Below are 12354 nucleotides of genomic sequence, written 5' to 3'. Positions count from 1 at the left end.
CTGATCGCTGCTGCATGGCTTGCCGCCTATTCAGGCGTGGGCCGGGTCGGAATCCATACATCTTGCCGGAAGAGTTCAGAAGTACCAGTACGTTGTAGGTCGTGACATTGCTGCGGCATTTGGCCCGAGGTCGAACATCGGGCCTATGCGCTGAAAGGTGTGGCTATCACCCTACCATTTCCGGCGAAGTTGTGCCCCCCTCCCAACGCTTGAGCAATTGTTCACGTCGTTCGTTTTCGCCGAACACAGGTGTCCCGGCCGGCAGGTGAGCTCGTACGTCAGCAACCTTGACGCGTTTCAACGTGGGCACCGGCGCCGTGTCGGCCTTGAGCCAGCGCCCCTGGACAACGCCTTGCGTTCGGCCGGCGGTTTCCAGCCAATTGGGCACACCGGGGTCGCGAATGGAAATGACCGCCCGGAACTTGCCATCGCTGTCGAGCGTCGCCTGATGGCCGTTGATGCTGGACTGGCATTTCTCCCACTCGATCGTATTGAATATACGGTCGGCTAGGAGTACCGACCAATATTGGACCGTTTGGGGAATTTCGGTCTCCAGGATGAGCGCCTCGTCCTCGGCGATTTCGAACAGACCCTCGTAATAGGTTTGCCCCTTGAGCCCGCCAATGCCGGACCAGTCATGCAGGGAAACGGCGTTGACCGGATTTTTCTCGAGAGTCCTGACGAATTGGACGAAAATCTTGGCGTAGCGTTCCGGGAATCCAGCGATACGCTCAAGCGCATGGGCAATCTCCGCCTCGCTCCAGCGACGATATTGTAGGGCTGCATCCAGCCGGACGATTGAGAACACGCCATCGCGCTCGTTCAGCCAATCGTAACTGGCCTCGCGAATGTTCACCGTGCGTGCGCCCTTTTCGAGCTTGACCCAGTCGCCCTCATAGCCTTCCGGCCGTTCCGGGCTCACAATGAATGAAAACTTGCCATCGGGAGCAAGGGTGAGGTCCTCGTCCAGCTCGAGGCTGACCAACGGCGGCCCAGGGATGTCATCGACACCCACCAAACCGGATCCCACGCCGACCTGCGTGAACAAGTTCGTCCCTCGCTGGCCGGATATTCGATAGGTTCCCAAATCGTCGATAAAGGCGATCCGATACATGTAGTCGGGGTTGGGCGCCGCCGACTTGATGATCGGATTCAGCAAGGGTGCGAAATGCGGGCGCTGCGGGTCATCGCTAAAATGCAGAGCGTAGGCTTGGCTGAGGCTCATCGCCATCTGCTGGATGGCTTCCTGCCGCAGCCAACTGTCTTCGACGCCGAGGACGTAAGCCAGGGTATTCTCGATTGGCTTGAGCGATTCAACGAATTGCGACCATTCCATTTGCGCTGATGAACCTGGCATAGTGACTCTCCTGTGCGGAATATTTCAGTTACGGGGGACGGGAGCGAACATTTCGAGCCCACCGGGCTTCAGAAAAATGTATTCGCAGTAATGACCAAGTTCTTTCGTGGTATCGGCATAAATAAAATTCAGAACGTCGGGAACATCGTCGCTATAAGCATCTGCGAAGCCGTTATTGCGCAAGGTGTTTAGCGTGGCTTGCCAATCCTCTTCCGTCTTTACCAGGTAGCCCAGATGATGGAAGCGGATGCCAGGCCCGCCGGGTTGCAACCAGTTCCTATAGATTGAGGGTAAAGCCGACGGTTGAAGCAATTCGACCATGATATTGTCGATATATGCCGTAGCCATCGCGTTGACGGGCGAATCCGGGCCTGACGAATCGATGAAATGCCATTTCGCAATTGCGAAATTGTCGCGAAAGAAGTTCATCCCCCGCTCGATGTCGTCGACGACGTAGGCAACCTGGAAATGGTTGGAAAAGATATTGTGAGGCATTTCCCTAAAGGCCGTAGCGTTCAATGTAGGGAGCGAAGACTTCGGCGACATGTCGCTCGCTTTCGACCGGTTGGTAAACATGGCTTGATGTCGCGTGGGGGGGGATTTTTCATCGCCCATTCGCGCATTCGGGATTCTGCTTCCGCCGAAAGTTCTCGTCCGGAACGCTCGTAGATACGTCGGACGACGCCCAGCGGATCGTCGCGAATTTCGTGCTGCAGGACATTGATGATGCGGCCGGGCTCTCGGTCTTCGACTGCCATCGTGCGGCGCATCGCCTGGGACCAGAATGAGGTCTCACGGCGCTCGACGAGCGAGCGGTCGACCCCTTCCATGCCCATCAGGCCGCGATAGCCGCAAAGCAGGTTCACCAATGACGCAATTGACTGAACCGGATGCCTATGGGTCTGGACCACGCAGGCATCGGGGAACACACGCAGCATCGCGTCGATGCCAAAGGTATGACTGGGATTCTTCAGCAACCAGGGACGTTCATCCCGAATGCCCACGAGCTTCAGGATATCCCGGAAACGCGAATAGGACCCTGTCTCATCCTGGCTGCGGAACCAGGCGTCGTAATCCGGGATGTCGTGTGTCGATGTCAGAAAGTTGGATTGGAACGTCTGCGCCATCAGCGTCAAACATTCGTCGTAATCGTCCGCTTCCATGGCATGTGCGTCTACCGTCTCCGGCGACGCTGCGCGCCAGTCGGCGATCCTTTGGACGGTCGACTTGTAAAGCGGCTCCAGCGCCCATTGCTCGCGCGGGGGGCGTGCCATCGGGCCCCAGATCAGCCAGTGTTCGATCCCCTGAAACTGAGGGTCGAGACTCAGCAGGTGATGAAGCGCCGTCGTGCCGCTGCGCGGAATGCCCATCACGATCATAGGCCGGACGACCGAGCGGTCGCGCCAGGCTGGATTGTCGTTCCAGCTTTTTTGCGTGATCAGCCTGCTGGCCAGCAAGGCAGTGGCATTTTGCTCAGCAACCGCTCCTTGTAGTTCCGCATTCGTCGAAACTTTTGAAATCGCCGCCAGGAAGCGTTGCAGTCCCTCGCAATAATCGTCGTCACCGAAATCGGTGTAGCCGGTCTTCTTGACCGCCGCCTCGTGCAATGCGTGGATCTTATCGTCAATACTCATGCCCATGGATCGACCACCAGCTTGCCGACGATCTTGCCGGCACGAAAATCCTCGAAGGCTTGCGGGAAGTCATCCAGCGACACGCGGTCCGTCACCATGGCCGTCGCCCGATCGCCGTCGCGGGCCAGCGCGTCCGCACAGGCTTCGAAGTCCTCGCGCGTGTAGGTCGTCGAAAAGCGCAGTGTGATGTCCTTCATCAGCGCTACCCCCGATGAAAAGGTCTCTGGCGTTGCGCAAAGTCCGAGCGCGATGATGGTGCCCTGCGGCCGCACAAGCTCCACCGCGCGGCCAAGGACGCCGGGAACACCTGCAGACTCGATGACCAGGTCCGGCGTTCCGCCGAGAGCCCGGACGATTTCCTCCCCGGCTTGGTCGCCTTCGAGGATATAGCGCGAGGCTCCCATTTTTTCGGCCAGCGCCTGACGCCGCGTGCTCGACGCCAAGACAGCGATCTTGCGGACGCCAGCCTGCCACAGCCAGAAAATGCTGGCGAGGCCGATCGGACCGGGACCAATCACCAGTGCCTTCGTTCCCGGGGCAGGGGCTGCCAAGCGAACGCCCCTGCGACCGACAGCGAGCGGTTCGACCAGGGCCCCGTCAGCGAGCGATAGGGTCTTCGGCAGCAGCGTCGCACCTCGCGCGCTCACGCGGGCGAACTGCGCCATTCCCTCAGCATAGGAAGAGTAGGTGGTGCAGAGTACGTCGATGCCGGTCTTGCAGTTATCGCAGTGGCCACATCCGATGACCGGCATGCCTGCAATGTGATCGCCAACCGCCAACGCATCGACGCCTTTGCCGAGCGCTATTATCTCGCCTGCATATTCGTGGCCCATGATAGTTCCGGCGTCGAAAGTGTACCCGTGCCCGCTGGTGAAGTGCAGATCCGTGCCGCAAACGCCGCAACGCGCCACTTTGATAATGACTTCCCCCTCGCCGGGTTCTGGATCGGCGACGCCGAGAATTTGCATCGGCATGCCAGGTCGATCGAATACCGCAGCTTTCATTGAACCTCTCCAGGCATGCCGCGCAGTCTCATGGACTCGCGGCTCCGTTGGCGGCATTAGGTGCATGGGGGCATGGCGATTGATACACCCATATGGTGGCTAGAATTTCGATGGTGTCGGATCGCGAACTCCAACCGCTGCTGCTGGCTGCCCAGCAGGGCGCAATCGAGGATCGGCCCTGGGGGACCTTCGTTCCACTTCTTCGGGAAGCCGTTCGCGCGAGTTACGCTAATCTGATCTTCCGACGGGTCGAAGGGCATCCGTCCGAAGAAGTGGAGATTTCCAGCGGCGAGGCGCCCGACTGGATCACCAGCCGCTATTTGGGCGAATTCTCGGCGCTTGATCCCATCCATTATTTCTGCATGGAGCCGGGACGGGCTTATCAGTATGAAGAGCTCGCCGGCGGGCGCGAGCTGGCCGACGATCCTTTTCGTCGCGATTTCCTGCTCCCTGCCGGTTTTGCCCATTTCATGATTTTCCGGGTAGTCGAGTCCGGCGGCTGCAATGTCTGGGTCACGGTGACGCGCAACGAGCAAGCAGAACCGTTCGGTGCGGCAGAGCGGGCGCTCTGCGAACTTCTCGCCGCGCATCTGACGCCCGCGCTGGCTTGCCGGAGCGCGCTGATTCGTGCCAACGCAGAAAAGGCGGAGTATCAGCGCGCTGCGGAAATGCTCTCGTTCGGCGTCATGGCTCTTGACGAACGCCAGCAGGTTCTCCGCGTGGACCGAACTGCCGAGCGCAGCATAAAGCAATCGCCGGATATATTTGTCGAACATGGCCGGGTGCGTGCGCGAGCCGACAATGCATCGTTCCAGAAAGCCCTGGATATCGCTTTGCAATCCCAACGCACGCAATACCATTACATCAGAGGTGATCCGGGTTTCGATTTGCTGATCGTACCCGTGAATGGGGGAGCTTCCGCGGATGCAGACCCAACACGGCTGCGTGTTTATATCTCCGGCGGAAAACACGACGTCAGAATTTCGTCGACGCACATTGCGGCGGCATTCGATCTTTCACCGAAGCAAGCCAAGCTCGCTGCCTTGCTGGTCAACGGCCTGTCCCTAATGGATGCAGCCAGAGAGCTCGGCATCACCGAGCACACTGCGCGATCCTACTCGAAACAGATCTATTCCAAGACCGGTACGAGCCGGCAAGGGGATCTGATCCAGCGTATCCTAAAAGAGCGTGATAACGCTCGCGTAGGGTTCGCCAATCCCAGTCCGCAAGCCACGTTAGCCCCAAGAAATCGAGTCGAGCCTGACCCGCATCGCAAACCGCTCAAATCACGCGGCTGGACGCGGCGCAATTCCAGTCACGAGCTGTTCCACCAGACGGCGCGCTACTTCTTCGGGCGACATGGGGCCGTCGGGATCGTACCACCGCGCCGGCCCGTTAAGCGCGCCGGCGAGGGCGAAGGCTGTCAATCTGACGTCGCAGTCCGCGGCGGATCCGTCCGCGACCGCGTCCTCGATCAGTTTCCGCAAAGACCTGTCGATTTCGCGCTTTCGCGCACGAAACTGCTCGGCGCCCACGGGAGAAAGACTTTCGTCGCCGGTTCGAATGACGCAACGGCCAAAATCGTCCATGTTGACCTGGGCATAGCGCCGCAGGAAAGTCATCAGCCGGTCCAGGCCGGTTCCCGGTGCCTTGCGGGACTGCTCCGCGGCGGTACTGAGCTGCTCGAGCCCCCGCGTCACGCACTCGATCAGCACCTGCTCCTTGTTGCCGAGATAATGATAGATCGTCGGTTTGCTGATCCCGAGGCTCGCTGCCACCTCGTCGAGCGAAGCCGAGTGAAACCCGCGCTCGTTGAACATGCGTACGGCTGCGCGCAGCACCGCCTCGCGCTTGCGGGCGCGATCATCGAGACGTCCTTCCCGGCTGCGGAACGGGGAGTCGGGGGCGGCCGCGGACTTCGAGGGCAAGTGAAACTCCTAACACTCGCACCTTGACAAGAAACTCCAGGATAAGCAATCTACTCACGAGTATAAAAAAACCGACATGCGTTCGAGAAATGATGGTGGTAGTCATCATGGGTCGGTTGGGTCCTCCCGAACGGACCGATTCTGCAAGTCTCGGCGCCGCGGGAAAGTCGTCGTCACAAGGTGAAGCTAGGAGCGCAGGATGGGATTGAGGAAAATGCAGGGAAACCTGTTGGCGATCGTCGTCAGTAGCGAGTGGGCGACGGCACGATGAGTGCGGTCAGCAACGGCCTGGGTGCCGAACGTACAACGGAGCTCGCGGCGCGTGTCGAGGCATTCGTCCGCACCGTCGTCGTGCCCTACGAGCAGGATCCCCGCCGCGACCATCATGGCGCCCCGACGGACGATCTGGTCATGGCGCTCAAGGACAAGGCGCGAGAAGCCGGCCTGCTTACCCCGCACGTCCTCCCCGGCGGCGGCCATTTGACCCAGCGCGAAACCGCGCAGGTGCTTATTGCATCCGGATTGTCCCCGCTCGGGCCTCACGCATGCAACACTCAGGCGCCCGATGAGGGCAACATGTATCTCCTCGGCATCGTGGGCAGTCCGGCGATCAAAGAACGATTCCTGAAGCCGCTGGTCGAAGGGCGCGCCCGTTCCGCCTTTTTCATGACCGAGCCTGCCGAAGACAATGGCGCCGGCTCGGACCCCTCGATGATGTTGACGACCTGTCGGCTCGACGGCAACCATTGGGTGATCAACGGACGTAAGGCCTTCATCACGGGTGCAGACGGCGCCAAGGTCGGCATCGTAATGGCCAAGGCGGAAGAGGGGGGCTTGCATGTTCCTCGTCGATCTTCCCGATCCAGCCATCAGGATCGTCCACGTTCCCAATACCATCGACAATTCGATGCCGGGCGGGCATTGCACCGTCGAGATCCATGATCTTCGGGTGCCCGCCGACCAGATGCTCGGCAATGCAGGCGATGGCTTCAAATATGCTCAGATCCGTCTCAGCCCCGCGAGGCTTTCTCATTGCATGCGTTGGTTGGGCGCTTGCATTCGGGCGAATGAGATCGCCACCGACTATGCAAACCGCCGCCAGGCCTTCGGCAAGCCGCTGATCGATCATGAAGGCGTCGGCTTCATGCTTGCCGAGAACATGATCGACTTGAGGCAAGCCGAACTGATGACCTTCTGGTGCGCCGATGTGCTGGACAGCGGAGCGCTGGGTACGGTGGAAAGCTCGATGGCCAAGGTTGCGGTGTCGGAGGCGCTCATGCGCGTCGCCGACCGCTGCGTCCAGATAATGGGCGGAACCGGGGTCACCGACAAGACCATCGTTGAGCGGGTCTTCCGCGAGATCCGCGCCTTCCGCATTTATGACGGTCCAACAGAAGTTCATAAATGGAGCCTGGCAAAGAAGATCAAGCGCGATTGGAAGGCGGCCCAGTCATGAGCTCGAGCGAAGAGGCGAATTCCGGCACCACGGCTGTGCGCGAAGGCTATGCCTTCAACGAGGGCTCGCTGGCCTGCTGGATGGCGGAAAATATCCTGGATTTCTCCGGGCCGCTCAAGGTCGAGCAGTTCAAGGGCGGGCAATCCAACCCGACCTACAAGTTGATCACGCCTGATCGATCATATGTGCTTCGCCGCAAGCCGCCGGGTCCAGTGCTGAAGGGGGCCCATGCGGTCGAGCGGGAGGCGCGGGTCATCGCGGCCTTAGGCAAGACGGGGTTTCCCGTCGCACATGTCTATGGATTGTGTACGGACGATGGCATCATCGGCAGCTGGTTCTACGTCATGGAGATGGTGGAAGGTCGCAACTTTTGGGATGCAACCTTTCCGGGCGTACCGCGGGAGGATCGCCCGTCCTACTTCGAGGCGATGAACCAGACCATCGCCCAACTTCATAGTATCGATCCGGCCGGGATCGGCCTCGGGGACTATGGCAGGCCGGGCAACTATTTCGATCGGCAGATAGCACGTTGGTCGAAGCAGTATCTTGAGGACCAGGACGCTGGCCGCGATCCCGGGATGGACCGACTTATCGCCTGGCTGCCGACGGCAATCCCCGCTGGCGATGAGACGGCGATCGTCCACGGTGACTACCGCTGCGATAACATGATCTTCCATCCGTCCGAACCCCGCGTTCTGGCAGTTCTAGACTGGGAACTGTCGACGCTTGGCCATCCGCTGGCCGACTTCGCGAACCATGCGATGATGTATCGCATGCCGCCGGACATAGTTGCTGGTCTGGCAGGCGCCGATCTTGCGGATCTCAATATTCCAAACGAAGATGCCTATCGCGCTGCTTATGCTCGGAATGCCGGCCGGGCGCCGATCTCCGACCGCGACTATGCCTTTTTCATTGCGTTTGGCTTCTTCCGGATGGCCGCGATCTTCCATGGCATCAAGGGCCGGGCAATCCGCGGGACGGCGGCGTCTGCCCACGCTATGGAACGCGCGAACAAGCTGCCCAAGCTAATCTCACTCGCTGTGGAGAGCATGGAGGCTTGCAAGTGAGCGAAGCGCCGGTCCTGTTCGATGTCGCCGGCGATCTTGCGCGGATCACGTTAAACCGCCCGGAGGTCGGCAACGCGATCGATTTGTCGATGGCGCGGGCGTTGTTCGAGGTAGCGACTCGCTGCCTGACCGACGCATCCATTCGCTGTGTAGTGCTTACGGGCGCAGGCCGGCTTTTCTGTGCCGGTGGCGACGTCGATCTGTTCCGAAGCTCGAGCGACAACGTCGATGCGCTATTGAGCGATCTCGCGGGTACTTTACACGCTGCCTTGGCCGCGCTGGCGCGCATGCCCAAGCCGCTGCTTGTCCTGGTCAACGGACCTGCCGCCGGTGCCGGGCTCAGCTTGGCGATCATGGGCGATGTGGTGCTCTCCTCAGCCTCCGCCCATTTTACCGCAGCTTATGGCGGGCTCGGGCTGACTCCGGATGGCGGAATGAGTTGGTGGCTCCCGCGCCTCGTAGGTCTGCGCAAAGCGCAGGAAATCATCCTTACCGATCGCCGCATAAAATCCGCGGAGGCGGAGGCTATTGGGCTAGTGACGCGTGTCGTCGCGGATGGCACGCTGGCCAGCGAAGGAGAGCTGGTAGCTTGCAATCTTGCCAAGGCCGCAACGGCGGCCCTCGGCGCCGCGCGATCGCTCCTGCGCACATCATTTGAAACCAGCTACGAAACGCAACTTGCCAATGAATTGCAGTCGATTGTCCGAGCCGGCGGATCGAGCGATTGTCGCGAAGGACTGGCAGCATATTTTGAGAAGCGCTCTCCAGATTTCGGGCCCCTGTAATTGCCAACCGTCCGGCCTCAGCGGCGGGACCTCCCGTAAAGGCTCGGCGCCCGATCGAACCTTCGCGGTGATCGTTATGGAGGCCATCCATCTCTCCCCGGTCCAGGATCGATCCAGCTCCGCTACGCGATGCGACGGTGCGATTGATTGCCTTCGTGCATTTGCCTTGAGACGTTGGGGTGCGGATGTTAGCATTTGCTAACACCTCGGGGATTTAGAGGATTGAGGATGGCTGGGCTCGCTGGTTCGGGCGCGAACGCGATTGTAAAGGTGGCCTCGCCGGTCTCGAGCGACGCGCTGCTCCTCCCCGTTCGGTCAGTGCGAACCCTCTGCGCTCGGCCCGGCGAGCGATTCTCATAATGATGAAAGCGTCGGACGGTTCTGGCCGCGACTTGGTGTGCTCGATCTCGAAACCATGTGACTTTCCAGTCTTTTCCTCACGCATAGGATACCAGGATGACCGTTCCGATTCCCGCCAACTCGACACTCGTTGACGACACGATTGCCCGCCTGATTGGCGAGGGGCGCGAGGTCGGCGTACAGGTGGCAGCTTACCTCGATGGCGACTTGGTGATCGACACTTTCGGCGGCCTTGCCGACCCGGAATCGGGTCGAATGGTCGGCAGTGACACATTATTCAATATGTATTCGGTGACGAAAGCCGTCGCAGCGGCCGCGCTCCACATCCAGGTCGATCGCGGCCTCGTTTCGTATGATGCCGAGGTCCGAGACTATTGGCCCGAATACGCGGCAAACGGCAAGGAGGCGACCACCATTCGGGACGTGCTGACGCACCGGGCCGGAATTCCCCAGATGCCCGAGGGTGTGAATCCGCATTTGATGTGCGACTGGGAATGGATGACAAGCCAGATTGCTGCACTCACACCCCTTGCCCCGCCAGGCGAAAAGGCTCTGTACCTGTCGATGACCTTCGGTTGGATAGTCGGGGAAATTGTACGCCGCACGGATCCCGCGAAGCGCTCCATCGGCACTTTCATTCGCGAAGAAATTTCGCTGCCGCTGGGCGCCCGAGACATCTGGATCGGCTTGCCCGACGATCAGTTCCACCGGGTCGCCAAGCAAATCGAAAGCCGCCCCGAGATACCTCCGGAATTTGCGCCGCCGCTCTACGTCGCCTCGATGCCTCCGCAGGTCGATCTCAAGCCCTCAGTTTTCGAACTGCCCGAGGTGCGGCGCGCCGAAATTGCCGGAGTTGGCGGGATTTTCACGGCGAAGGACTGCGCTCGCTTCTGGGCGATGTTAGCGCAAGGCGGCGAACTCGACGGTGTCCGGATACTGTCGGAAGACCTGGTGCGCACGTTCAACACCCCGCGCCATCACGGTGATGAACCCGATCCAGTAATGTTCGGGGCGCCGATCCCGCTGGGAATAGCGGGTTTTTGGCTGGGTTCGGACCAGCCGCCCTGCGCAGCGGCCAAACACAGCCGTGCTATCTGTCATCCAGGAGCCGGCAACTCGATCGGCTTTGCAGATCCCAAGACAAAGCTCGCGGTGGCCTTTACGCATAATCGGCTGCAGGCACCTGGGGCCCGAGAAGATGACACTGCTCTCATCGTCGTAGACGCGGTCCGCAGGCAGCTAGGAATCGAATGAATGTGTATGGCTACAGGCGCCCTGGTGGTCTCCCACCTTTTCAGCGCCGCCCATTTCGGCTTTCGCCCGTTCACGGAAGCGGCAGCGCTTGCCCAGAGGCTCGATCCCGAGCACGGCCGCCCGCTGAATACGTAGTGACGAGGATTTTTGGCTGGCCGTGCAATGCTTTTGGCTTGGCTCAGGAGCATGGCGTTCCATCCAGTAGGTCTACGGGCCATTCGGGATGGAGATTGAGATCGAGATAGCCAAGCCGATCGGTCGAGCGTCGAGGTCCTTTCGACCAGGCCAAGCCGGTTTGCCGGCCCGGCGTCGGGCGAAACGCGCGTCAAGTTCGTTGGAAGCGCCCGCGTTCCCGAATGGTCAGCGAAGCTTTCAACCGCCGCCCCGCTTTCACGGCCGCTTCCTCACTCTGCCGCGCCGTGTTTTGAAGCGCGCGGTTTTTTCCGGCGGGACAGTGGTTTTTACCGGGGCAATTGTCGCGTCAAAGAAGATCCGCATCATCTTTTCCGCGAGCACTGCAGCGCTGCTGTCAGAACTATTAACCCACTCGCTGGTCCACTGAATGCTTCCGATTATCGTCAATCGCAAGATGTTTGGATCGACATCGTCAAAGATTTCGCCACTCTTCTGGCCTGATATAATAATTTGCCTCCAGATGTTGAAATATTGGCGGAGAAGGGGGCTGTGTCGGGCTCTCACATCATCAGGAACTTGCGAATAAATTCGATTATGGGCCAGGTTGAACAGATCATTAGCCATGATGCCTTCGAGCAGCGTAGTCGCGGCCGTCAGCAGTCGCTCACGCACGCCTGCATCCGGGGGCAGCGAATCCAGTGCAGCTTCGAGCGCAGCGATAGCTTTGATGGTGGAGATGTCGAGCACCTCCGAAACCAGCTCTTCCCGAGACGCGAAATAGTAGTAGATGCCGCCGGCGTGGGAATTGGCTTCCCGGGCCACATCGCTGAGGCGGGTATGTGCGTACCCCCGCGTTGCGAAGACCCGCGCCGCCGCGTCCAGTAACCGTTGACGGGTTATCTCGGACTTCTTCAAGTCACTAGATCTAGCGCCTTTTTCGCCCACTTTGATCGCCTTATTCACGCCTAGAACCCTCATGCCGAACGCGGCTGCCGACTTGATGGCCGCCTCGGGCCATCCTTGTCAACGGTCGGAATTTACAAGTATGGAAGCACGCAAAATATCATTCTTCGTCATCGAGTGCTCAACCTACAAGACTCCAGTCAGTACTCAGTTAGGCGGCACAAAAGCGCTAGCCATCGGTTGGAAGTCCGTTGATTTGTCTTCTCGATCAGGGGTGTTTGGCTTAACCCTCTCCGAGCGCCGCTCAGCTGGCTCTGATACCTGTGAAGGCCTTCGCCATAGTTGATGCGGGCTGATCCGTCGATCGTTCAGCGATCGAGCTTTCCGACGATCACTCCACAGGTCGTACTGACGCAATGTTCGACACAGATCTCACCGGAGGCTTTACGGGAAGCTGCGCGGCCGCCTCCT

At 59.9% G+C, this 12354-nt stretch carries 11 protein-coding genes and 1 pseudogene; 5 read left to right on the top strand and 7 right to left on the bottom strand.

The annotated features are described in order from the left end of the window. Positions 1-166: 166 nt before the first annotated feature. From KRR38_RS14690 to KRR38_RS14665, 6 genes are all read right to left on the bottom strand, one after another. Positions 167-1357 (bottom strand): DUF1214 domain-containing protein, encoded by a 1191-nt coding sequence (locus KRR38_RS14690; RefSeq protein ID WP_217402710.1) that lies wholly within the window; start codon positions 1355-1357, stop codon positions 167-169. Positions 1358-1381: 24 nt separating this feature from the next. After that, positions 1382-1903, bottom strand: a complete 522-nt coding sequence (locus tag KRR38_RS14685; RefSeq protein WP_217402709.1) for a VOC family protein — start codon at positions 1901-1903, stop codon at positions 1382-1384. Next, a complete protein-coding gene (locus KRR38_RS14680; RefSeq protein ID WP_217402707.1) occupies positions 1873-2991 on the bottom strand; it encodes a sulfotransferase in 1119 nt (372 codons plus the stop codon). The genes KRR38_RS14685 and KRR38_RS14680 overlap by 31 nt, the downstream gene beginning before the upstream one ends. Then, positions 2988-3959, bottom strand: a complete 972-nt coding sequence (locus KRR38_RS14675; protein WP_217402705.1) for a zinc-binding dehydrogenase — start codon at positions 3957-3959, stop codon at positions 2988-2990. The genes KRR38_RS14680 and KRR38_RS14675 overlap by 4 nt, the downstream gene beginning before the upstream one ends. A 92-nt stretch (positions 3960-4051) precedes the next feature. After that, the gene (locus KRR38_RS14670) at positions 4052-4855 is read right to left on the bottom strand and encodes a hypothetical protein (RefSeq protein ID WP_217402703.1); all 804 of its coding nucleotides are present in this window, start codon (positions 4853-4855) and stop codon (positions 4052-4054) included. Between the two features lie 426 nt (positions 4856-5281). Then, complete coding sequence (locus KRR38_RS14665) at positions 5282-5923, bottom strand: TetR/AcrR family transcriptional regulator (RefSeq protein ID WP_217402701.1); 642 nt, start codon at positions 5921-5923, stop codon at positions 5282-5284. Between the two features lie 267 nt (positions 5924-6190). On the opposite strand from KRR38_RS14665, the pseudogene KRR38_RS14660 reads away from it, so the two are divergent. The 5 genes and pseudogenes from KRR38_RS14660 to KRR38_RS37030 all read left to right on the top strand — a co-directional run bounded on the left by KRR38_RS14660 (position 6191) and on the right by KRR38_RS37030 (position 10980). Continuing rightward, positions 6191-7379, top strand: a pseudogene (locus KRR38_RS14660) (acyl-CoA dehydrogenase family protein). Beyond that, on the top strand, positions 7376-8446 hold the full coding sequence (locus tag KRR38_RS14655; protein WP_217402699.1) for a phosphotransferase family protein: 1071 nt from the start codon (positions 7376-7378) through the stop codon (positions 8444-8446). The pseudogene KRR38_RS14660 and the gene KRR38_RS14655 overlap by 4 nt, the downstream one beginning before the upstream one ends. Next, positions 8437-9231, top strand: coding sequence for an enoyl-CoA hydratase/isomerase family protein (locus KRR38_RS14650; RefSeq protein ID WP_375293420.1), 795 nt, complete (start codon positions 8437-8439; stop codon positions 9229-9231). The genes KRR38_RS14655 and KRR38_RS14650 overlap by 10 nt, the downstream gene beginning before the upstream one ends. 456 nt (positions 9232-9687) lie before the next feature. Next, a complete protein-coding gene (locus KRR38_RS14645) occupies positions 9688-10845 on the top strand; it encodes a serine hydrolase (RefSeq protein WP_217402695.1) in 1158 nt (385 codons plus the stop codon). A 6-nt stretch (positions 10846-10851) separates the two neighbouring features. Further along, the gene (locus KRR38_RS37030) at positions 10852-10980 is read left to right on the top strand and encodes a hypothetical protein (protein ID WP_256449460.1); all 129 of its coding nucleotides are present in this window, start codon (positions 10852-10854) and stop codon (positions 10978-10980) included. Between the two features lie 255 nt (positions 10981-11235). Here the strand turns inward: KRR38_RS37030 and KRR38_RS14640 are convergent, their stop codons facing one another. Beyond that, positions 11236-11943 carry a TetR/AcrR family transcriptional regulator gene (locus tag KRR38_RS14640; RefSeq protein WP_217402694.1) on the bottom strand — a complete coding sequence of 236 codons (708 nt, stop codon included), beginning with the start codon at positions 11941-11943 and terminating at the stop codon, positions 11236-11238. Positions 11944-12354 lie beyond the last annotated feature (411 nt).

The organism is Novosphingobium sp. G106 (assembly GCF_019075875.1).
Taxonomy (GTDB): Bacteria; Pseudomonadota; Alphaproteobacteria; order Sphingomonadales; family Sphingomonadaceae; genus Novosphingobium.
This window is presented reverse-complemented; position numbering and strand designations above follow the sequence as displayed.